We start from the raw sequence: 20,756 nt of genomic DNA, 5'->3' as shown, positions 1-20,756 counted from the left end.
GCATCGCGGCCCGGTACGACAAGACCCCGGAAAGCTACCTCGCCGGCCTCCACCTGCGCGCCTCCATGATCTGGATCAACGACCTCACCCGAGCCACTCGTTGATCACAACCAGATACGCGCCCTAGTACTGCAACGGTGTTTGTGCTGTCAGGTGGGGAGCGGGTGTCCTCGTCGTTTGTAGTGGCTGGTGCGGGCTTGGTGTTGGCGTCGTCGGCGCCAGTGGGACCAGTGGAGGATGTGTTCGACGGGGGCTGGTTGCCGTTGTGTGAGGCGGTGGATCAGGCGTCTGATCTCGGCGAGGCTGAGGTGGACGAGGCCGGAGGATCCGTTTCTGCTTTCCCGGTGTCCAGTTCTCGGGCGCGTGCGACGGTGAGGGCGGCGTGGGCGGCCATCGCGAGGGTCATGTGGCGGTGCCAGCCGTCGTAGCGGCGGACCTGGTAGTCGTCCAGGCCGCATTCCTGCTTCGCGGTCTGGAAGCACTCCTCGACCGCCCAACGGCTGCCCGCGACGCGTATGAGCTGGTCCAGTGTGGTGTCGGCGGGACAGTAGGCGATGTAGTAGGACACCTCGTCGGGCCGGGCGACGCTGCGGCGGGCCAGGACCCAATGCCTGCGGTCGGGGCGGTGCCAGGGCCGGACTTCGACACGGGCCCAGTCGTAGACCCGGCGGCCGTGGGCGCCGTCACCGCAGGAACGGCGCTTCCACTTCTGCCGCGGCAAGCCCGGGAACAAGTCGCGGACGGGGTGGTCGACCGCCCAACGCGTGACCACCGTGTCGTGGCGGGTCGTCGCCATCACATGGAAGACGTCGGCGCGTTCGAGTTCGGAGCGCCAGCCCTTGCTGTAGCCGTAGCCGGCGTCAGCGGTCACCCACCGGAACGGGATGCCGTCGTCGATCGCGCGGGCGACCATCGCCCGCGCGATCGACGTCTTCGTCTCGAACCCGGTCCCGTCGCCGATCCCGCCCGCCCGGCACCGTTCGCGGTCCTCGGTCCACGACGTCGGCAGATACAGCCTCCGGTCGATCAACGTGCGGCCCCGGGCGGTGGCATAGGCGAGGAACACCCCGACCTGGCAGTTCTCCGTGCGGCCCGCGGTTCCGGAGTACTGCCGCTGCACCCCGGCGGAGCGTGTGCCCTTCTTCAAGAACCCGGTGTCGTCCACGATCAGCACCGCCTCGGGATCACCGAGGTGCTCGACGACGTAGCCGCGCACGTCGTCCAGAACAGCGTCGGCATCCCAGTCGATTCGGTTCAGCAGCCGGTGGATGCGGTCCGGACCGCCATGCCCGGCCTCCTCCGCCAGCGTCCACCCGTTCTTGCGCTCCAACGGCGCGACCAGCCCACGCATATAGGCAAGCGCCGTCTCCCGCGGCTCCACCCTGCCAAACCGGCGCACGAAACACCCATGCACCCTCTCCAACTCCCCAGCCCACACACGGACATCATCGACGACCCCACCCATGACCGCATCAACGACCGCGAAGACAAACCGTCACGGAAAGACCGTTGCAGTACTAGTGGCGCAGGCGAGGGACGCTCTCCCGTTGACGACCGCGACCGATACTTTCGACACCTTCGAAATCCGCTCCGCCCCCCCGGCCGCCCCTTTCGACGTCCGCCCCTTCACCCCGCACTGCGCGGTCATCCACGCCGAGGGCGACCACGCGGTCATCGGGGTCTCCCCCGGCAACAGCTACTTCTCGGGCTGTTCGGCGCCGGGGTGATCTCGACGTCCGCGTTCCTCACCATGGCGCTGCTGTCGCTGATCCAGCATCCCGAGGTGCGCGACGAACTACGGGGCGATCCGCAGAAGATCCCCGCCGCGATGGACGAACTCCTGCGCATCAACCTGTCGATCGGCGACGGACTCCCCCGCATCGCGCTGGAGGACGTCACGCTCGGCGATGCCCACGTCAAGCGGGGCGAGTTGGTGCTGGTGCTGGTCGAGGGCGCCAACTTCGACCCGGAGGCCTTCCCCGACCCGCACACCTTCGACCTGACCCGGGAGAACAGCGGCGCCCATCTGTCGTTCGGCGGCGGACAGCATTACTGCCCGGCGACGGCCCTCGGCAAGAAGCACGCCGAGATCGCGGTGGAGACCCTGCTCGCCCGTATGCCGGACCTGCGGCTGGCCGTGCCGGTCGAGCAACTCGTCTGGCGGACGGGCTTCATGAAGCGCTTGCCGGAGCGCCTGCACGTGCACTGGTAGTGCCCCGAAAGGCAGGTCAGCGCGCCGCGGCCAGCACGGTCCGGGTCGCCTCCGCGCAGCGGCGGGCGGCCTCGGCCGTTCCGGCGTCGCGGAGTTCCGCGGAGAACACCTCGACGCCGACGGGCGCGTCGACGCCCGCGGCGCGCAGGGCCCGCAGCACTCCGGCGACATCGGCGGCGCCTTCGCCGGGCGGCAGGCGGCGGTTCATCGTCTCGTCCATCATCGCCGCGGCGTCCGCGTCGGACCGGGCGGGCGCCGGGGCGTCGCTGATCTGGATGCCGACGATGTGCCGGGCGGCGTCCGCGGTGAGGTCGGCGGCGCTGCCGCCGGACCGGTAGAGGTGCCAGGTGTCCAGGAGGACGCCGCCGTTGGGGCGGTCCGCGAGCGCGGCGATGCGGACCGCCGCGGCGAGGTCGGGGATGCCGGACCAGGGCAGGAATTCCAGGTGTACGAGCAGCCCGTGGTCCGCGGCCCGGTCGCACAGCGCGGCGAACGCCTCGGCGGCGGCCTCCGGTTCGACGTGCGCTCCGGCGATCTCCACGACGTTGAGCGAGCGTCCGCCGACGCCTTCGGCGATCTCCCAGAAGAGGTCGGCGGGCACCGCGTACTCGCCCGCCGAGACGGGGCCCGGCAGCCAGTCGGTGACACCGTCCAGCTCACCGATCCGCAGGCCGTGGTCGTCGAGCATGGCGCGCATGTCGGCGGGCGTCAGGCCTTCCGCGTCCTGGGCCTGCCGCCAGTCCTGGGCCCACAGCGTGATGCCGGAGTAGCCCGCCGCGGCGGCCGCTTCGACGCGCTCGCGGAAGCCGCTGCCGAGGACGGTGCCGGCGCACAGGACGAGGTCGTCGGGCTTCCACATAGCGCACCACGCTCCCGCGGGTATGAGTATTCGTACTCCGTGGTCGAAAGTCCGGTCATGATAGGAGTCGGAGGCCGCGGGTGGAAGACCCGCGCGGGGCGGGACGCGGTCAGGCGCTCCCGCCGCCGTCCAGGCTGATCAGCCGTCCCGTCAGGTAGCCCGACGCGTCGGTGGCCAAGTACAGCGCGGTGCCGACGATCTCCGTCGGGTCGGCGATCCGGCCCAGCGCGACACGGCCGGCCATCGCCCGCTCCGCCGCCTCGTCGGGCAGCGAACGCGCCAGGCTGTCGGTGCGGAACATGCCGCAGACGATCGCGTTGACCCGGATACCGCATGGCGCCAGCTCCTGCGCGGTGGCGATGGTCAGCGCGTTGAGCCCGGCCTTCGCCGCCGCGTACACCGTGGTCAGCGGGGTCGGATGGGTCGACGCCTTCGAGCTGATGTTGATCACCGTGCCGCCGGACGGCATGTGCTCGGCGGCCAGCGCGGTGAGCCGCAGGGGGCCCTTGAGGTTCACGCCGATCGTTTTGTCGAACAGCTCGGGCGTGACCGCCTTCAGCGACGGCGCCACCGGCGCGATGCCCGCGTTGTTGACCAGCACGTCGATCCGGCCGAACTCGGCGACCGTGCGGTCCACGAGCGCCGCGCACGCGTCCCAGTCGCCGACGTGGCACGGCACCGCCAGCGCGGCCCGGCCCAGCGCCCGGACCTCGGCGGCCACCGCCTCGCACGCGTCGGCCTTGCGGCTGGACACCACCACATCCGCGCCCGCCTCCGCGAAGCCGAGCGCCATCGCCCGGCCGAGGCCTTTGCTGCCGCCGGTGACCACGGCCACCTTGCCGTCGAGCCGGAACGTGGGGTTGGGCATGGCATCCTCCAAGTACGGCACCGAGTACGGCATGGGCATCGGGCGCGCACCCGACCCGGTCGTTGTACCAGTCAAGCTTTGCGATGGGTACCGCATCGCAGCCCCGGAACCGCCGCACGGACGGCCCGGCACCGCGTGAACCGGACGCCGCCGACGCGCCCGGGTCCGCGGCGGGCTACGTTCGTACCGGCCGGTCACCTGTGTCCGCGGGACCCGTCCGCGGGCGGCGGGCCGGCCGACGCGCAGGACCCGAGCACGCCCGAGGAGCACCCATGGCCCGCATTCCCACCGCCGCCATCGCCGCGACCGGCCTGGTCGGCGGCTACGCCGTCGCCCGCTTCAGCAAGCAGCGCCCGCTCGGCGGCGCCGTCCTCGCCGCCGCCGGCGCGGTCGCCGCCAAGCAGTGGGCGCGCAGCGCGGGCGTCCCGACCGCGGTCGCGCTGACCGGCCTGTACACGGCCGCGTTCGGCGCGTCGCACCCGCTCGCCAAGAAGATCGGCGCTTGGCCGTCGGTGTTCGCGGTGTCCGGCGGCGTCGCCGCCGCGGCGTATGTCCTCGCCGACCGCAAGGCCGGCTGACCCCGTGCCCGCCACCCAGGGCGAGCTGGCCGCCCGGTTCGAGGAGAACCGGAGCCACCTCCGCGCGGTCGCCTACCGCATGCTCGGTTCGCTCAGCGACGCCGAGGACGCCGTCCAGGAAGGCTGGCTCAAGCTCAGCCGCACGGACGTGTCCGGGGTGGACAACCTGGGCGGCTGGCTGACCACCGTGGTCGGCCGGGTGTGCCTGGACATGCTGCGGTCCCGCACCTCGCGCCGCGAGGACTCGCTGGAGACCCGGCTGCCCGACCCGGTGGTCACCGACGCACCGAGCGACCCGGCCCACGAGGCCGAGCAGGTCGACTCGATCGGCATGGCGATGCTCGTCGTGCTCGACACGCTGCCGCCCGCCGAACGTGTCGCGTTCGTGCTGCACGACATGTTCGCGGTGCCGTTCGACGACATCGCGCCGATCGTGGACAAGACGCCCGCCGCCACCCGGCAGCTGGCCAGCCGGGCCCGCCGCAAGGTGCGGGGCGAAGTGCCGCGCGGCGAGCCGAACCTGCCGCGGCAGCGCAAGGTCGTCGACGCGTTCCTGGCCGCCGCGCGCGGCGGCGACTTCGAAGCACTGCTGGAGATCCTCGACCCGGGCATCGTCCTGCGCGTGGACACCGGCGTGGGCGTCCTGGAATACGTGCGCGGCGCCGCGGCGGTGGCGGGACGCGCCGTCATGTACGGCAAGTTCGTCACCAGCGGCCGGGTCGTGGTCGTCAACGGCGCGGTGGGGCTGCTCAGCGAGACGGACGGCAAGCCCACGGCGCTCATGGCGTACACGTTCGCCGACGGCAAGGTCGCCGAGCTGCACATCATCGCCGACCCCAAGCGGCTCGCCGCCCTGGGCATCCAGGTGCCGGACGGCTCCTGACCGCACGCGGGCCCCGGCACACCGGCCGGGGCCCGCGCGGGCGGGCGGTGCGGAACCGCGTCGTCGGCCGGGCGGGGTCAGCCCATCGTCTTCTGCCCGTCGATCGCCTCGCGGAGGATGTCCGCATGCCCGGCATGCTGCGCGGTTTCCGCGACGACGTGCAGCAGCACCCGGCGCACCGACCAGCTCGCGCCGGGCTCGAACCACGGCGCTTCCGGCAGCGGGTGCGCCTCGTCCAGGTCGGGAAGGGTGGCGACCAGTTCGTCGGTGGCCGCCGCGACCCGGTCGTACGCGGCCAGCAGCCCGGCCAGCGTCTCGCCCTCGCCCATGCGGAACTGGTTCTCCCAGTCGACCGGTTCGCTGCGCATCGCGGCCGCGCCGCCGACCGCGAACCGCATCCACCGCGCCTCCACGTCCGCCACGTGCTTGACGAGCCCGCCGAGGGTCAGTTCGCTGACCGTGGTGCGCTGCGCGGCCTGCGCGTCGGTCAGGCCTTCCGTGGTGTAGCGGAGGAAGCCGCGGTGTTTGGCCAGGGTCTGCAGGAAGTCCTGGCGTTCCCGGCTGAGCTGCTGCGTGTCGGCGGTCATCGGACCCGGCCTTTCGGAACGGCGCGGACCCGGGGCCGGGCCCGTCCCCAGCATCGCCGCAATCGCCCGGGGCGCCGCGGCAACGCGCCGAAAACCGGGCTGCCCGGCGCACCGCCTCCGGGACACAATGTGGGACCTGCACGGGCGGCCGCACATCCGCCCCGCACGAGGCCGCGACCGATGCTGCGACAGAAGAGGGACCGCATGGATTCCGCGCCGCGCGCGCTGTTCTGGCACACCGGCCGCGACCTGGGCGCCGACGTGCTGGGCCGGCTCGGCGTGCCGGGGCCGGGTCCGGTCGGGTCGAACACCGCACTGCCGCCGGCGCTGGTCGAGCACGCGGTGCGGCGCGGCGACACGGACGGTGTCGTCGGCCCGTACCACGTGCGCAAATGGCCGCGGAACGGGCCGGGCGACCCCGACCTGCTGCTGCGGCTGCTGGAACGCGACGACCCCGAGGTCAACGCCGTGCTGTTCGCCCGCAGCGACTGGCCCGCGCTCCGGCAGGCGGTCCTCGCGCAGCGGCGGTTCGCGCCCCGGCCTCCGGACACGCCCGAGCTGCTGCCGCTCGCCGCCGGACTCCGCGACCGGATCTTCGCCGAGGGCGCCCGCGACGACCTGCACGCCGCGCTGTCCGCGGCCGATCCCGACCTGCTGTTCTGGGCCTTGGTGTCCGGCGCGGTGGGCGCCGCCTACGGCGGCGAGCTGACCCGCGCGCACGCCGCGTGGCGGCTCGGCGCCCTCCACAACCGGCGCGCCCAAGTGCGCCATGTCCTCGACACCGCTCCGGTGCGGATACCGCACGGCCTGCCGCCCGGCACCGCCGAAGAGATCGTCCACGGCCGAAGCCGCCCCGGCACGCTGGACCAGGCCGTCGCCCAGGAAGCCCGGCCCGAGACGCTCTTCGACCGGCTGAGCCTCGCCAAGCGCACCGCACACGGCCGCGGGCTGCTGCGGAACGTCCTCCACCCCGGCTGGCAGACCCTCCACATGCGGCACCTGGCCGCGCCGCTGCCCTGGGGCGCCGCCGTCGCCCTCGTCGAACACCCCCGCTGCCCCGACGCGTTCCGCGCGGCCCTGCTCGACACCCACCCGCGCGCCGTGCAGTTCGTCGGCGACCCCGGACCCGACGTCCTCGCGCACTGCACGGCGGTCGATGAGGACACCCTGACCAAAACCGTCCTCCTGCGCGGACTCGCCGCCGGGTCGCTCGCCCCCGAACACCTGCTCACCACCGCACGCCCGGCCCGGCTCGCCCTCACCGCCCTCGTGCACGGCGGCGTGGAAGCGGTCGCCGCCCAAGCACACGCGATCCGGCTGATCCGGCCGCTGCTGCTCCGGCACCTCGCCCACCCCGGCGGCTGGCGCCACCTGTACGCCGCACTGCCCGACTTCACCGGCAGTGCCGCCGAACTCCTCGCCGCAGAACCGCCGTCCGCCGATTCCGCTGCCAAACGCCCCGGCCGCCAGGCCGCCTGGGCCTACGCCACGCTCATCGGCATCGCCGGGCCCGAACACACCGCCGCAGCACTGGAATTCCTCTCCGACGAGCACCTCGCCCCGGTCGCCGGCGCCCGCGAACTCCCGCAGGACGTCGCCGACCACGCCCTCGCGCACGGCGGCCCCCTCACCCACCGCGTCCTCGCCGCCAACCCCGACCTGCGCCAGGACCTGCTCACCCCGCTGGTGCTGTCCGGCGACCGGGAGATCGCCTCGACCGCCTACCGCAATCCGCGCTGCCCGTTCGCGCTCCGCCAATACATCCTGTCCATCGACGGCATCACCGACGACCTGCGCACCGAACTCCGCCAGGCCCGCAACCTCGACATCTGGCCGCTGCTCGCCTCACCCGACCTCGAACTCCTCCGGCACGCCGCGACCGCGACCGGCAGAGCCGCCGGGATCCGGCAGCTGCGCGCCGCGGCACGCATCGCCGAAACGCACGGACTCGCCGCCCTCGACGGGCTGCCCGGCGACGCGGTGGCCGCCGCGCGCGAGACGGGGTCGGCCGCACCGATCGCCGAGGCCCTTGCCGAGCACCGGCGTACGACGGAAAAGCTGTTGTCCGACCCGAACTTCGCCTACACCGTGCAGGGCTCCACACACGACCACGTGCACGGCGATCCCGGACTCGACTGGAGCGACGTCCTCACCCGGGTCCGCAGCGGCGGCATCGCCAATTACGTCGTCCACTCCCTCGCCCAACGCCCCGACTTCCCCCTGGAGCTGGGCCGCCTGCACCGGGACGCCGCGGACCCCTCGGAAGGCCGCCGCTCGATCCACGGCGCCGCCCTCGCCTGGCACCGCCCCCTCGTCACGGACGTCCTCGGCGACGCGCCGCTCGTCTGGGACAACGCGTTCGCGGCCCTGAAGTCCGGCGCCATCACCGCGGACGAGTTCACCGCGGTCTCCGACGCCGCCCAGACCGTCGACGCGGCCGCCCACCATCCCCCGCTGGCCCGCGCCGTCGCCCGCCTGCTCGGCGACACCTTGGGCGACACCGCGGACGCCCTCGACGCCTGGACGATCCTCGCCCGGATGCTCGCCGACCGCCCCGCCGCCACCCTCGCCGAACTCGCCGCCACCGCCCGGGCGGCCGCATGACCCCTGCGGACGGCCACCCGCTCCTGCGGTACGCCGACCCGCCGACGCGGGCCGCCGCCGCGACCCGCCTCGACCTCCCGCAACCGCCCCCGCCCGAACCCCCGGCCGGCCAAGCCCCCGGCGACGTCATCGCCCGGCTGCGCTCCGGCCGCGGCAAAGACCCCCGCTACGTCCTGGACGGCGTCGTCGTCACCGACTGGGACCTCATCACCGCCGAACACCGCCGCGCCCCCTTCCCCGACGTCATCGGCGCCGGCCTCGTCGCCCGCCCCGACTGCCCCGCACACGCCGCCCTGGCCCTGGTCACCGCGCACTCCACCAGCCGCCGCGGGCACGGCACGGCCACCCTCGCCGCCGCCCTCCAGCGCGGCGTGGTCACCCCGTACCAAGTGCTCCACGAAGCCACACCCGCGTGGTCGGCCGTCCGGGTCCTGGAGCGCTACGCCACGACCTACGGCAAGTGGTTGCACCCCATCCGCCTCCTCTTCCACGAGGCCTCCGCCCTGTTGCCCGGCGACGACACGGACGCCTGGCAGCGGCTCGTCACGGTCGGCCCCTACTTCCCCGGCACCTTCCCGGAACTGTGCGCCGCCGTCCGCGACCCGGCGACCACCCCCGCGGTCGGGGCCGCCCCCGGCCGCGCCGTGCACTGGGAGTTCACCAGTCCCGCCGGCCTGCTCCGCTACGCGCCACCGCGGATCGCCGACCGGATCGTGCGCGGCGCCCCGGTCGCGATGCTCAGCACGTTCGCGCAGATGCCCGGGCTGCCCGCATCGCTGGTCGTCCCCGCCCTGCGCGCCGCCCCCGCCATGGCCAAGACGCTCGTCCCGCAGCTCCTCCAAACGCGCCGCAGCATGCGCCGCATGCTCGCGCACCCTGACCCCGCGGTCGTCGACCTCGTCCTCGCGGAATTCCCGCGCTGGACGCCCGCTCCGGGGGACGACGGCACGTCGCCCGAAGACGTCGTCGCGGCCCTACGCGCGCAACCGCCGGCTGCCGACCTCCCCATTCCGGCCGGTGCGTGGCCGGCCATCGAGACGGCGCATGCCCGCGACCCCTTTCCCGAGCGCACCTTGGCCGTGCTGGCCAACAACCTCGCGTGCCCCGATTCCCTGAGACTCGCCGCCTGCCATGCGATCCCCGTGGCGGCCGACATCATGGGCGGCCGCGGTCGGCCGTACGCGCTGACCGCACTGCGCCATCCCCTGCGCATAGCCCACCGGGCCTGGCAGACCCCGCAGCCCGCCTGGTACCTGACCGCGCTGGCCGACCACGACATCACCGCCGCCGAATTCGTCGACCTCGCCCACCCTGCCGCCCGCGCCTTCGACGCCCTCGCCGACGTGCACGCCGTTCTCCCCGAAGTCCACGCCGAAGCCGCCGCACACCTGCACACCCTGTTCGCCCGCTTCACCGACGACGTGGAAGCCTGGGTGATCGCCGCCCACCTCCTCCCGGACTTCCACGGCACCCTCCGTGAACTCGCCGATACCGTCGAGGCGGTGAGCGCCTGACCCGCAACCGCACCCCGCACCCCGACCCGCACCCCCGACTCCCGGCCCGGCCAACCGGACGCGACGAAGCCGGAACCCCAGCCCACCGCCCGCGCGTCAATTGCTTGGACGGGTGTCAGCCCCGACTGGAACCATCTGCACTACACGAGGGGAGGTGATCGACATGGCATACGGCGACACCAAAGCCGCCAAGCCGCTGGTGGTCCAACTGACCGACCGCCGGGCCTTGGAGGCCTGGGATCCGGCCGACGACGAGACCGTCGCCCGCGCACGCGAGCTCAAAGAACAGGCGCTGCTCGACTTCGGCATGCAGGCCAGCGTCATCGCCTCGTGGCTCTACACCAAGTGCCACCACCAGATTCCGACCACCGCCATCGATACCGCGGCCGTCATGGCCTCCGGCGACGGCACCTGCCTGCTGCTCTACAACCCGGACTTCTTCGTCGCCCTCGGCCTGGACGGCGTCAAGTTCGTGCTCTTCCACGAAGCCCGGCACCTCATCCAGCGCCACCTGTTCGCCGACCCGGAGCTGCGCGCCGACCCGGTGTTCACCCTGGCCGCAGAAGTGACGATCAACCACGTCGCCCTGCGCCGCCTCGGCCGCACCGAACTCCCGACCCTGCGGCGCACCGACCCGGACACCGGCGAGGCCACCGAGGAACCCACCGGCGTCGACCCGCGCAAGGTGCACGAGGCCTACGTCGCCGACCTCACCGAGCAGAACCTGGCCCCGCTCCCGTACGACGAGTTCATCGAGACCGACGCCCTCGTCTACGCCGAGCTGAAGCGCATGAAGAACCCGCCCGTCCCGCCGCCGCTGTGCATCCACCTGCAGCTCGGCAACGGCACCGGAGAGGGCGACGGACTCGACCCGGAGACCGTGCGCCGCGTGTCCTCCGAGGTCCTGCGCGGCGTCCTGCTGTCCGCCCGCCGCGGCATGCGGCTGGCCCGCGAGGAACTCCTCGAACTGCTCAAGCGCACCGACGGCGCCACCGACAGCGTCAGCAAACTGTGGGGCGACCTCGGCGCGGGCTTCCTGCGCGGCGAGACCCAGAAGACCCGCCGGGTCGACTGGTGGCAGCAGTGGCTGGTCGACGTCCTCGCGTCCAAGCTGCGCGACGGCGAACGCCTGGTCTACCCGAAGAAGCGCGGCGCCCTGCTGGCCACGCTCGGCCACGACCCGATGCTCGCCCGGCGCGGCCAGGAACGCACCAAGGTCATCGTCGTCGCCTACGACACCTCCGGCTCGATGCCCACCCACGTCGTCGACTGGCTCACCGAGCTGGTCGGCCACACCGACGGCGTCGAAGCGCACTGGCTGAGCTTCGACGGCGCCCTCATGCCGTTCAAGCCCGGCGAGCGCGTGTTCGGCGGCGGCGGCACCGACTTCCAGCAGGTCGCCGACTACGTCGAAGGCCGCCTCGCGGTCGACGGCGAACGCTTCGACGACACCGCCGACGCCGTCCTGATGCTCACCGACGGCTACGCTCCGGCGATCACCCCGGCCGAACCCGACAAGTGGATCTGGCTGATCACCGACGGCGGCGACGACTGGCCCGAGCGGCACAACCCGCCGATGGCCTGCCACCGTGTCGTCACCGGCGACCACTGACCCACCGCCGTCCCGCCCGGAAACCCCGCGGCGTACGCGCCGCCCCCACCGCGGAACCCCGCGGCCGACGACTGCCCGTGCGACGACTTGCTTGTGTGACGACTGCCTTGTGTGCGGAAGGACCCATGACCATCACCGCTGACACCCCGCAGACCGGGAGCCGCCCGGCACGCCCGCGCTGGAAGGCCACCGCGACCTACCCCGAGGCGCCGCGCGGCTGGAAGGGCATGTCCAAGCTCGAGGAGTTCGTCGACGCGATGATCGAGCTCGGGCAGACCGGGCAGATCTTCGGCGAGCACGGCATCGGCAAGACCGCCACGTTCTTCACCCACATCCCCGAGCACTACCCGGACACCGAGCTGGTGTTCGTGCCGGCCGCCAACCTCACCCCCGACGACCTGCTGATCAACGCGCCGGTCCGGGACCCCCGCACCGACGAACTCGTGCTGCGCCAGCTGATCATGCGGCAGCTGCGGCCCGGCACCAAGTTCGTGCTGCTCATCGACGACGCGCTGCAGGCCGGCGAGACCATCCAGTCGCAGCTCATGCAGATCGCCTGCAACTGGACGCTCGGCGAGTACGACCTGCGCGAGCTCGGCTGCATCGGCGTCTTCCTCACCGACAACGAGTCCCTCACCGAGACCTCCGCGCGCCGCAGCGACCTGGCGATCCTCGACCGCATGGTCACCGTCAAGATCACCGCGACGGACACCGCCTGGCGCATCAAGCTCGCCGAACGGTTCGCCCGCACCGACCTGACCGGTGTCTTCAAGGTGTGGACGGCGCTGTCCCCCACGCTGCGCCAGCTCCTGTCGCCGCGCACCCTCGAGCACATCCTCGACTGCGCGCTCGCCGGATTCCCCCTGGAATGGGGGCTCCCGCTGCTCAACGGCGACCGCCTGCGCCTGATCGAACCGCTCAAGGACGGCTCGCCCGGCCCGGACCGCACCGACGAGACCCTCGACCGGATAGCCGCCGCGCTCGGCGTCCCGAACCACGCCCACACCCCCGACGCGGTCCGCCGCGTCGTCCGCGAAGCGGTCGCCCGCCGCTGGGCGGTCCTCATCCAGGGCCCGCCCGGGTGCGGCAAGACCGAGGTGGTGCGCGAGGTCGTCCGCGAGGAACTCGGCCACGACCCGATCTACTTCTCGCTGCCCGTCACCAACGTGGAAGACCTGTGCGCGCCGGTCCCCACCATCGACGGGTCCCTCGACAACCTGCTCGCGCAGCGCTTCACCGCGCCGGGCGACAAGGTCATCGTGTGGGACGAGTACAACCGGCCCAAGGACAAGTCGGCGTTCGCCAAGCTCATGGAGATCACCCAGGAGTGGTCGATCGCCGGGCGGCGGATTCCCGGGCTTCGCGCCCAGATCGCGCTGCAGAACCCGCCGTACCACCTCGGCCGCAAGATGCTCGTCGCGCGCAACAACATCGCGCAGGCGAGCCGCTTCACCGCGTCGCTGCAGGTCCGCCCGGAGGACATCCCGGCCAACGAGTGGCTCATCGCCACCTACGGCCCGGTCGCCGAGACCGTGCTGGAGTGGTGGAAGAGCGACATCGACGACGAGGGCCGCGAGTGGATCACCAAGCGCACCCTCGAACGCCTCATCAAGCTCCACCGGCGCGGCATGGACCTGGAGATGGCGAAGGTCTACCTGGGCGACGGCGAATACGCCCCGGTGCCGCTCAACGCTCTGGAAGCCCGGCTCGCCGACAAGCCGCGCACCGGCCTCGGCGACCTGGCCGCCGACCTGGAGGCGTGGGAAGCCCGCCTGCGCGCCGGCAACGAGGTCTCCGGCGAGGGCACCAACGACACGGACGTCGTGCACCAAGTGCTCGCCAACGCCGAGCTGTCCCAGCTCCGCGAGCACATCGACACGGTCGCCCGCCTGCTGGCCTGCCTCCCGGCGAAGCTCAAGTCGAGCTACCTGGTGGGGCAGTCGGCGGAGAAGCAGCGGTTCTGGATCGACGCGTTCGCGCGGATGCCGCGGGGCTGAGCCGGGACGGACACACGGTGGCCGGGTGCCGACGGAGGCCGGCGCCCGGCCGCGGCATTCCCGCGGGCATGCGGGGCCGGTGGCGGATCCGGCCGGTCAGCCTTCGGCGCCCGCCGCCGGCGTGCCGACTGCCGCACACACTTCGGCGAGTTCGGCGACCGTGCCGGCGAACTCCGGCAGGAGCTGCACGAACACCGCCCACGCCTCGGGCTCGGTGCCCAAGTGCCGGACGGCGTGGGAGTCGAGGGCGGCGAAGACCTCGGGGCCGCGGGCGTCCGCGCAGTGGCGGGGCAACGCGGCCAGCGCCGCGGCCGCGGGGTTGGCGACGGCCAGGAGCGGCTCCGGGTCCACGAACCGGAGCCACTGATTGCGGCTGTCCTGGGCTTCCAGCGGAAACTCCCGGATCCGCTCGTCCGGCGGGTAGTCCCACTGGTCGCGCGGCCGGGGCACCGGCGGCTTGGCGCGGGCGTGCAGCTTGGCGCGTTCGGCGGTCAGCGTGTCGCGAGTCCCGGCGGCGAGCGCCGCTTCCGCCTTCTTGGCGATGACCGCGCTCAGCCCGTCCGGCACCGACGTCAGGACACCCTCGACCGCTTGCGCGCCGCCGCGTTCCCACAGCGCGAGGACCACGTCGAGCTGGTCGATGCGGCGCAGCCGTGCGGCTTTCGGGAGTGCCTCGCAGACCAGCGCGGGGTCGCCGGAGTAGACCGCGGTCGACCATTCGGCCGCGGCCGGGTCGTCGATGACCGCCTGCCGCAGCTCCGGGTCCATCGGCCGGCGCGGCCCGCCGCTCGGCGAGACGCCGCCGAGGATTTCGCGCCGGACGGCGGCGCTCACCCCGGACTTGTTGAGTGCGAGGATCCGGTCGAGCGCCCGGTCTTCGTACGCCTGGAGGCGGCGCGCTTCGGTGTCCCGCAAGTGCTGGTGCCCCGCGGCTTTCGCGAGGAGCACCGGATGACCGCTGCGGTGCGCGAGGTCGATCACCTCGGCCGGGATGGGGACGTGGCCTTGGATCAGGTCACGGACCAGATCGCCGTCCAGATGCGGCAGCACGGCCTCCACATCCGCGATGTCCAGGCGCCGGATCAGGAAGAGCAGTGCGGGGCGGACCTTCGCCGACGCGGTGATCACCGTCGGCGCGGCGCCGACGGCGCCGTCGGCGCCCGCGGTGTCGTCCGGAGAGCCCGCGATCTCGTCGAGCAGCTCGGACAGCGGCACCGTGGCGCGGGCCAGGCGCGCCGCGAGCGCGGCCCACGCCTCGGGCTTCGTCCCGAGCGTGCGGGCGAGAAGCGGGCGCAGCATCGCGTCGACGTCCGACTCTCGCGCGAACTGCGCCGCGTGCTCGCGGGTGAGCTTGGCGAGCACCTGCACGGCGACCAGCGCCGGGGACATCCGGGTCCACAGCGCGGCGGGATCCAGGGCCCCGAGAGCGAGGGCGGACTCGACCGCCGGCGCGATCTCCGCGCTGGACGCCCGCGGGACGTCGGGGTCGTGCAGGAGAGGCCGGAGGTCGGCGTGCCGGGACCGCCAACCGGGCGCGGGGTCGGCACGCACCCTGGCCGTGTACCCGACCTCGGGGTGCGCGGCGAGCAGTCGGGCGGCCTCGTCCGCACCGCAATCCGCCTCCCGGATACGCAGCCAGGCACCGTCGGCGGCGTTCCCCGGCACACCGGCGTGCGCCGCTCCCGGAGCATCCGCGTCGTCCGGCGATGCCTCCGCCTCCGCACGCATCTCGGCGAGCGTGCGGGCGGAGAAGGGCAGCGGCTGGTCCGGATCGAACGCCTTGCGGCGTATGACCTCGCCGCCCGCTTCGATGAGCCAGGCCAGTTGCCGCGCGGTCAGGTGCGGGTTGCCGGCCAGCGCGACGACGTCCTCCGCCGCGCCGTGCTCCGCGACGACCCGCACGAACGCGTCGGGCAGCGCCACCGGAACCGCCAGCAGTTCGGCGAACGCGCCGGGCGCCATGGCACCGGCCACCCGGCGCACCACCCGCCCCGCCGTCTCCGCGTCGCGTTCGGCCAACGCGGCAATCACCAAATGAACGGGCGGCTTTGCGGACATCTCTCCCCCGGGTCGGGCACGGTGGCGACCCGGCCGAGTATGTCAGCGGCGGGTGTCAGCGGCGCCGCTTGGCCGTGCCGAAAAGACTGCGGGTGATCTCCCGCACGGCGGTGTTGACGGCGCCTTTGACCGCCGAACTCTTCATGATCTGCTCGACCATCGTCCGATCCTGCTTGCCGCCGCGGCGCCGCCCGTCCCCGTCGCCCCGGGCGGCGTCCTTCCGCTCGGCTTCGTCGGCCTTGGCGCGCTCGTCCGCCTGCGCCTGGTCCGCGGCCTGCCGCACGGCGGCCTGCTGGGCGGCGGTGAGCTTCTCGAACGCCGACTCCCGGTCGACGGCGGTGCCGTACTTCGCCAGCAGCGGCGACGCGGCCACCGCGGCCTGCATCCGCGCCGCGTCGACCTGCCCCATCAGCGACTCGGGCGCCCGCAGCCGGGTCCACGCGACCGGGGTCGGTGCGCCCTTCTCGGACAGCACGGTGACCACGGCCTCGCCGGTGCCGAGCTGGGTGAGGACTTCGCCCAGGTCGTACGACGACTTGGGGAAGGTCGACACCGTCGCCTTGAGCGCCTTCGCGTCCTCCGGCGTGAAAGCGCGCAGCGCGTGCTGCACCCGGTTGCCGAGCTGGGCGAGCACGTCGCCGGGCACGTCCTTGGGCGTCTGCGTGACGAAGAAGATCCCGACGCCCTTCGATCGGATCAGCCGCACGGTCTGGGTGATCGCGGTCAGGAACGACTTGGACGCGCCGTTGAAAAGCAGGTGGGCTTCGTCGAAGAAGAACACCAGCTTCGGCTTGTCCAGGTCGCCGACCTCCGGAAGGTCGGCGAACAGGTCGGCGAGCAGCCACATCAGGAACGTGGAGAACAGCTGCGGCTTGTCCTGCACGGCGTCGAGTTCGAGGACCGACACCATGCCGCGACCGTCCGCCGTGGTGCGCAGCAGCTCCGCGGTCTCGAACTCGGGCTCGCCGAAGAACACGTCGCCGCCGTTGTTCTCCAGCGTGATCAGCGAGCGCAGGATCACCCCCGCGGTGGCCGACGACAGGCCGCCGATGTTCTTCAGCTCCTCTTTGCCCTCGTCGGACGTGAGGTGCTGGATGACCGCGCGCAGGTCCTTCAGGTCGAACAGTTCGAGGCCGCGCTCGTCGGCATAGTGGAAGACCAAGCCGAGCGAGGACTCCTGGGTCTCGTTGAGGCCGAGGATCTTGGCGAGCAGGGTCGGCCCGAACGCGGTGATCGTGGCGCGCACCGGAATGCCGGTGCCCAGGCCGCCCAGCGCATAGAACTCGGTGGAATAGCCGTGTGGCTGCCAGTCCTGCCCGATCTCCGCGGTGCGTGCCCGCAGCTTGTCGTTGGGCACGCCGGGCTGCGAGATCCCCGACACGTCGCCCTTGATGTCGGCGAGGAACACCGGCACGCCCTGCGCGGCGAGCTGCTCGGCGATCAGCTGGAGCGTCTTGGTCTTGCCGGTGCCGGTCGCCCCGGCGACCAGGCCGTGCCGGTTGAGCATGCCGAGGGGGATGCGGATCTGCGCGTCGCGGTGGCCCGCGCCGTCCACGACGAGCGCGCCGAGGTCGAGTGCGGGGCCGGTGAACGCGTATCCGTCGGAAATCGCGGCGACCGCGGCGGGATTCCCGCCGCCCTCGCCGCCGTTTTCGACGCTGCCGGTGCCGCCGCTCTGACCCGCCATCGGCGCTCCCTCGTCGCTCGCCGACGGCATGCGCCAGCCATTCGTACCAATACGAGAGAAATATCCCATTCGTTCACCGGTCCAAGCCGCGCGACGCGCCCGCCGGAATCGACGAGTAGCCCACGAGTCGGCGACGAGTAGGCCACGGCGGGGACCGCACGCACCCAGGCCCCGGTAGGCTGCACCCTGTGATCTTCAAGCGGATCGGTGACGGCAAGCCGTACCCGGACCACGGGAGGTCGGGTGCCCGCCAGTGGGCCGACATCGCCCCGCGGCCGGTGCGTCTGGACCAGCTCATCACGACGAAGCGCCAGCTCGACCTGGACACTCTCCTGGCCGAGGACTCGACGTTCTACGGCGACCTGTTCGCCCACGTGGTCAAGTGGCAAGGCGACCTCTATCTGGAGGACGGGCTACATCGCGCGGTTCGCGCTGCCCTCCAGCAACGCCAAGTGCTCCACGCCCGCGTGCTCGACCTCGGCTGACGGGCGAGGGGGGAACCGCCGCCACCCGTCCGGGCTCGCCCGGACGGCGCAGCCGACGGCGGTCGTAGGCCCGGCTCCCGCGCGCGCGTTCGCGGGGTGCGGCGTTAGTGTCGGCAGCACGGCGACCGGGACCGACGCCGGGTTCCGGCGCGCACACACACATCGCCCTGACCGGTCGTCAGCCGGGGGCGCGAGGAGGATGGGGGCGCGTCGATGAGCATGCTCACTCCCCGCGGCATGCGGGGTCAGTACAAGATCACCGGCAAGATCTACCCGCGGATGACCCGCCGACGCCGCAAGTGGCCGGTGGTCGTGGCGTGCCTCGTCGCGCTCACCGTGCTGGGTACCGGCGCGTTCGCCGTGTACCACTTCACGAAGGACGACTCGTCCTCGAACGCCGCCGCCGGCTGCCCGAGCAAGTCGCCCTCCGCCTCCGGCGCACCGGCGACCCCGGCCGCCCAACCGGTCTCGCTCGCCAACCTGCCCGCGCCGTCCGCGATCACGGTCAACGTGTACAACGCGACCCAGCGGCAGGGCCTGGCCAAGGGCGTCGCCGACGAGCTGAAGAAGCGCGGCTTCGTGATCGGCAAGGTCACCAACGACCCGCTCAAGCAGCAGGTCACCGGACCCGGCCAACTCCGCGCCGGCGTGCCCGGCAAGGGCCCGAGCACCGTCGTCGCCGCCCACCTGGCCGGCACCCAGGCCGTCGAGGACGCCCGCACCGACGGGTCGGTCGACCTCGTCCTCGGCGAGGGGTTCCAGACCCTGGCCACCCCGGAAGCGGCCGCGGCCGCCCTCGCCCCGCCGCCCGCTCCGGCGGCGTCGACGCCGGCGCACTGCTGACCTTTCCCCTTCGGCTCCCCGTCGGCTCCCCTTCGGCCTTCGGCATGGTCTTCGGACCCGCCTCCGGCACTTCCGCCGCCCCGCCGCGCGACGTTCATCAGAACCCAAGACGTCCGCGGCGGGGCAGCGCCGTTTCCGGCCCGGGAGGCAGCCCTATTCGGCCCGATTTCCGGGCATGGGACCGGTATGGGGTACCGGATCCTGGCCGACGCCACCGTGGTCGTGCACTTCGCCTTCCTCGGCTACGTCGTGTTCGGCGGCTTCCCGGCCTGGCGCCACCCGCGGATGATCTGGCCGCACCTCCTCGCCGCCGCGTGGGGCCTGGCGATCGTCGTCACGGCCGTCGACTGCCCGCTCACCGTGCTGGAGAACTGGGCGCGCGAACAGGGCGGACAGCGGCAGCTCACGCACGGCTTCATCGACACCTACTTCCAAGGCGTCGTCTATCCCGCGCGCTACACACGGCTGCTCCAACTGCTGGCCGCCGGATGCGTCCTGGTGTCGTGGTCGGTGCCGATGCGGCGCCGCCTCGAGGCCCGACGGGCGGGGGACCCGCATCCCGGCCGCCCGCACCACGGGCATTCGTGACGGTCGGCGCCACCGCGACGGTCAGCGCTCCGGCGAAAGCCGGCTTTCCCGCAGCAGCTGCGCGATCTCGCCCGGCGACCACACGCCCCGCGCCCCCGGGCACTCCGCCAGGTACGCCGCGCTCCGCTCCGCCGTCCACCCGTGCGCCTCGCACAGCCCTGCCCCCAGATGCCGCAAATACGCCGCGGCCGGCGCGTTCCCCGGCACATCGCCGCTCCGCCAGGGGGCAGTGACGGTGAGCACGGGGAATCCGTCGAGCCACCCGGGGCACACCAGCGTCTCGTAGCGCCCGGGACCGAACGCATCCCTCCCGTCCCGCACGGGACCGAACGCATCCCTCCCGTCCCGCACGGCCCGCACCGGATCGAGGTCGCCGCCCGGCAGCCGGCGCATCTCCTGCGCCGCGATGTCGGAGAACTGCCCCACGGTGACCAGGTACGCCCGGCCGACCGCCTCCCCTCCGTCGCACGGGTCGTACAACCCCAGCCCACCCGTCCAGACCTGCGACTCCAACGCGAAATACAGCCGCCCCGGCAGCACCACCGGCACCGTCCGACCCGGGGGCGCGGCATCCCGGCACCCCGGATACACCCGCGCCCCGCCCGCGGGCCGGCCGCCACGCAGGTAGCAGGCGAACCGCGCCGCATGCATGTTCGACGCATACGCCGCGTACCAGACCCGACCCGGCACCCCCGCCGCCACACCATCCGGCCGCACCGGCCGCCGAGGCTCGCTCACCCGGACCCGATCCCCCGGATCCCCGCGCCCGAAAAGCGGAAAGCCGAGCCGGTCCCTACGGACCAACCCGGCTTCCTTACTGCTGAGAGCGGTAGCGGTGGGATTTGAACCCACGGAGGAGTTGCCCCCTCACACGCTTTCGAGGCGTGCTCCTTAGGCCGCTCGGACACGCTACCGAGGGAGAGCCTACCCGACGTCACCCCGTGCTCCGAAACCGGATTCGCGGAAGAAGGCGGTGAGGACCTCGGCGCACGCGTTTTCGAGGACGCCGGAGATCACTTCGGGGCGGTGGTTGAGGCGGCGGTCGCGCAGGACGTCGCGGAGTGAGCCGGCCGCGCCGGCCTTCTCGTCCCACGCGCCGAAGACGACGCGGTCGACTCGGGACAGCACGATCGCGCCCGCGCACATCGTGCACGGTTCGAGGGTGACGACCAGGGTGCAGCCGGACAGCCGCCATTCGCCGACCGCCTTGGCGGCCTCGCGCAGGGCGACGATCTCGGCGTGCGCCGTCGGGTCGCCGTGCGCCTCGCGCTCGTTGCGGCCCCGGCCGACCACCGCGCCGTCGCGGTCGAGGACGACGCACCCGATGGGGACGTCGCCGGTGGCCGGGGCCAGGGCCGCCTCGTCGAGCGCGAGGCGCATC

19 protein-coding genes and 1 tRNA gene are annotated in these 20,756 nt (G+C 72.9%); 11 read left to right on the top strand and 9 right to left on the bottom strand.

The features are described from left to right. Positions 1-280 precede the first annotated feature (280 nt). Positions 281-1,465: an IS701 family transposase gene (locus ABEA93_RS39575; RefSeq protein ID WP_345680835.1), complete on the bottom strand. Its 1,185-nt coding sequence runs from the start codon at positions 1,463-1,465 to the stop codon at positions 281-283. An 82-nt stretch (positions 1,466-1,547) separates the two neighbouring features. Here ABEA93_RS39575 and ABEA93_RS39570 point away from each other — a divergent pair, with 82 nt between their 5' ends. Together ABEA93_RS39570 and ABEA93_RS39565 are read left to right on the top strand one after the other, a co-directional pair. Then, the gene (locus tag ABEA93_RS39570; protein WP_345680834.1) at positions 1,548-1,727 is read left to right on the top strand and encodes a tRNA-dependent cyclodipeptide synthase; all 180 of its coding nucleotides are present in this window, start codon (positions 1,548-1,550) and stop codon (positions 1,725-1,727) included. Beyond that, positions 1,724-2,212, top strand: a complete 489-nt coding sequence (locus ABEA93_RS39565) for a cytochrome P450 (protein ID WP_345680833.1) — start codon at positions 1,724-1,726, stop codon at positions 2,210-2,212. Before ABEA93_RS39570 ends, ABEA93_RS39565 begins: the two co-directional genes overlap by 4 nt. Before the next feature lie 16 nt (positions 2,213-2,228). Here ABEA93_RS39565 and ABEA93_RS39560 read toward each other — a convergent pair whose 3' ends face one another. Further along, positions 2,229-3,071 (bottom strand): sugar phosphate isomerase/epimerase family protein, encoded by an 843-nt coding sequence (locus ABEA93_RS39560; protein ID WP_345680832.1) that lies wholly within the window; start codon positions 3,069-3,071, stop codon positions 2,229-2,231. A gap of 109 nt (positions 3,072-3,180) precedes the next feature. After that, on the bottom strand, positions 3,181-3,939 hold the full coding sequence (locus ABEA93_RS39555) for an SDR family NAD(P)-dependent oxidoreductase (protein ID WP_345680831.1): 759 nt from the start codon (positions 3,937-3,939) through the stop codon (positions 3,181-3,183). 272 nt (positions 3,940-4,211) lie between these two features. Here ABEA93_RS39555 and ABEA93_RS39550 point away from each other — a divergent pair, with 272 nt between their 5' ends. Both ABEA93_RS39550 and ABEA93_RS39545 read left to right on the top strand, forming a co-directional pair. Next, positions 4,212-4,517, top strand: a complete 306-nt coding sequence (locus ABEA93_RS39550) for a hypothetical protein (protein WP_345680830.1) — start codon at positions 4,212-4,214, stop codon at positions 4,515-4,517. Between the two features lie 4 nt (positions 4,518-4,521). Further along, entirely contained in the window at positions 4,522-5,400 is an 879-nt protein-coding gene (locus ABEA93_RS39545) for a sigma-70 family RNA polymerase sigma factor (protein ID WP_345680829.1), read from the top strand. A gap of 77 nt (positions 5,401-5,477) precedes the next feature. Here the strand turns inward: ABEA93_RS39545 and ABEA93_RS39540 are convergent, their stop codons facing one another. Continuing rightward, positions 5,478-5,987, bottom strand: a complete 510-nt coding sequence (locus ABEA93_RS39540; RefSeq protein ID WP_345680828.1) for a DinB family protein — start codon at positions 5,985-5,987, stop codon at positions 5,478-5,480. A 204-nt stretch (positions 5,988-6,191) separates the two neighbouring features. On the opposite strand from ABEA93_RS39540, the gene ABEA93_RS39535 reads away from it, so the two are divergent. The 4 genes from ABEA93_RS39535 to ABEA93_RS39520 all read left to right on the top strand — a co-directional run bounded on the left by ABEA93_RS39535 (position 6,192) and on the right by ABEA93_RS39520 (position 13,714). Then, positions 6,192-8,591, top strand: a complete 2,400-nt coding sequence (locus tag ABEA93_RS39535) for a hypothetical protein (protein ID WP_345680827.1) — start codon at positions 6,192-6,194, stop codon at positions 8,589-8,591. Further along, complete coding sequence (locus ABEA93_RS39530) at positions 8,588-10,105, top strand: hypothetical protein (RefSeq protein ID WP_345680826.1); 1,518 nt, start codon at positions 8,588-8,590, stop codon at positions 10,103-10,105. Before ABEA93_RS39535 ends, ABEA93_RS39530 begins: the two co-directional genes overlap by 4 nt. A gap of 163 nt (positions 10,106-10,268) precedes the next feature. After that, positions 10,269-11,717, top strand: coding sequence for a DUF2201 family putative metallopeptidase (locus tag ABEA93_RS39525; RefSeq protein WP_345680825.1), 1,449 nt, complete (start codon positions 10,269-10,271; stop codon positions 11,715-11,717). 125 nt (positions 11,718-11,842) lie between these two features. Then, on the top strand, positions 11,843-13,714 hold the full coding sequence (locus ABEA93_RS39520; protein WP_345680824.1) for an AAA family ATPase: 1,872 nt from the start codon (positions 11,843-11,845) through the stop codon (positions 13,712-13,714). Between the two features lie 96 nt (positions 13,715-13,810). Here the strand turns inward: ABEA93_RS39520 and ABEA93_RS39515 are convergent, their stop codons facing one another. Together ABEA93_RS39515 and ABEA93_RS39510 are read right to left on the bottom strand one after the other, a co-directional pair. Then, complete coding sequence (locus tag ABEA93_RS39515; RefSeq protein ID WP_345680823.1) at positions 13,811-15,772, bottom strand: hypothetical protein; 1,962 nt, start codon at positions 15,770-15,772, stop codon at positions 13,811-13,813. Between the two features lie 55 nt (positions 15,773-15,827). Then, entirely contained in the window at positions 15,828-17,459 is a 1,632-nt protein-coding gene (locus ABEA93_RS39510; protein WP_345680822.1) for a helicase HerA-like domain-containing protein, read from the bottom strand. Positions 17,460-17,647: 188 nt separating this feature from the next. Here ABEA93_RS39510 and ABEA93_RS39505 point away from each other — a divergent pair, with 188 nt between their 5' ends. The 3 genes from ABEA93_RS39505 to ABEA93_RS39495 all read left to right on the top strand — a co-directional run bounded on the left by ABEA93_RS39505 (position 17,648) and on the right by ABEA93_RS39495 (position 19,375). Continuing rightward, positions 17,648-17,944, top strand: coding sequence for a type II toxin-antitoxin system VapB family antitoxin (locus ABEA93_RS39505; protein ID WP_235057682.1), 297 nt, complete (start codon positions 17,648-17,650; stop codon positions 17,942-17,944). Positions 17,945-18,157: 213 nt separating this feature from the next. Next, positions 18,158-18,787, top strand: a complete 630-nt coding sequence (locus ABEA93_RS39500) for a LytR C-terminal domain-containing protein (RefSeq protein ID WP_345680821.1) — start codon at positions 18,158-18,160, stop codon at positions 18,785-18,787. A 186-nt stretch (positions 18,788-18,973) separates the two neighbouring features. Beyond that, on the top strand, positions 18,974-19,375 hold the full coding sequence (locus ABEA93_RS39495) for a DUF2784 domain-containing protein (RefSeq protein ID WP_345680820.1): 402 nt from the start codon (positions 18,974-18,976) through the stop codon (positions 19,373-19,375). Between the two features lie 21 nt (positions 19,376-19,396). On the opposite strand, the gene ABEA93_RS39490 is transcribed toward ABEA93_RS39495, so the two are convergent. From ABEA93_RS39490 to tadA, 3 genes are all read right to left on the bottom strand, one after another. Beyond that, entirely contained in the window at positions 19,397-20,026 is a 630-nt protein-coding gene (locus ABEA93_RS39490; protein ID WP_345680837.1) for a histone deacetylase, read from the bottom strand. Positions 20,027-20,202: 176 nt separating this feature from the next. Next, positions 20,203-20,289 (bottom strand) — tRNA-Ser (locus ABEA93_RS39485). Positions 20,290-20,299: 10 nt separating this feature from the next. Further along, entirely contained in the window at positions 20,300-20,755 is a 456-nt protein-coding gene (gene tadA / locus ABEA93_RS39480) for a tRNA adenosine(34) deaminase TadA (RefSeq protein ID WP_345680819.1), read from the bottom strand. Position 20,756 lies beyond the last annotated feature (1 nt).

Origin of the sequence: Yinghuangia aomiensis (genome assembly GCF_039542225.1) — a bacterium.
In the GTDB taxonomy this organism is placed as follows: domain Bacteria; phylum Actinomycetota; class Actinomycetes; order Streptomycetales; family Streptomycetaceae; genus Yinghuangia; species Yinghuangia aomiensis.
This window is presented reverse-complemented; position numbering and strand designations above follow the sequence as displayed.

Coding starts and splice junctions, on each gene's coding strand:
- ABEA93_RS39525 (WP_345680825.1), top strand. CDS start 10,269: ATGGCATACGGCGACACCAAAGCCGCCAAGCCGCTGGTGGTCCAACTG.
- tadA (WP_345680819.1), bottom strand. CDS start 20,755: ATGCGCCTCGCGCTCGACGAGGCGGCCCTGGCCCCGGCCACCGGCGAC.
- ABEA93_RS39520 (WP_345680824.1), top strand. CDS start 11,843: ATGACCATCACCGCTGACACCCCGCAGACCGGGAGCCGCCCGGCACGC.
- ABEA93_RS39535 (WP_345680827.1), top strand. CDS start 6,192: ATGGATTCCGCGCCGCGCGCGCTGTTCTGGCACACCGGCCGCGACCTG.
- ABEA93_RS39495 (WP_345680820.1), top strand. CDS start 18,974: ATGGGGTACCGGATCCTGGCCGACGCCACCGTGGTCGTGCACTTCGCC.
- ABEA93_RS39555 (WP_345680831.1), bottom strand. CDS start 3,939: ATGCCCAACCCCACGTTCCGGCTCGACGGCAAGGTGGCCGTGGTCACC.
- ABEA93_RS39540 (WP_345680828.1), bottom strand. CDS start 5,987: ATGACCGCCGACACGCAGCAGCTCAGCCGGGAACGCCAGGACTTCCTG.
- ABEA93_RS39510 (WP_345680822.1), bottom strand. CDS start 17,459: ATGGCGGGTCAGAGCGGCGGCACCGGCAGCGTCGAAAACGGCGGCGAG.
- ABEA93_RS39490 (WP_345680837.1), bottom strand. CDS start 20,026: ATGCATGCGGCGCGGTTCGCCTGCTACCTGCGTGGCGGCCGGCCCGCG.
- ABEA93_RS39575 (WP_345680835.1), bottom strand. CDS start 1,465: ATGGGTGGGGTCGTCGATGATGTCCGTGTGTGGGCTGGGGAGTTGGAG.
- ABEA93_RS39560 (WP_345680832.1), bottom strand. CDS start 3,071: ATGTGGAAGCCCGACGACCTCGTCCTGTGCGCCGGCACCGTCCTCGGC.
- ABEA93_RS39550 (WP_345680830.1), top strand. CDS start 4,212: ATGGCCCGCATTCCCACCGCCGCCATCGCCGCGACCGGCCTGGTCGGC.
- ABEA93_RS39515 (WP_345680823.1), bottom strand. CDS start 15,772: ATGTCCGCAAAGCCGCCCGTTCATTTGGTGATTGCCGCGTTGGCCGAA.
- ABEA93_RS39500 (WP_345680821.1), top strand. CDS start 18,158: ATGAGCATGCTCACTCCCCGCGGCATGCGGGGTCAGTACAAGATCACC.
- ABEA93_RS39530 (WP_345680826.1), top strand. CDS start 8,588: ATGACCCCTGCGGACGGCCACCCGCTCCTGCGGTACGCCGACCCGCCG.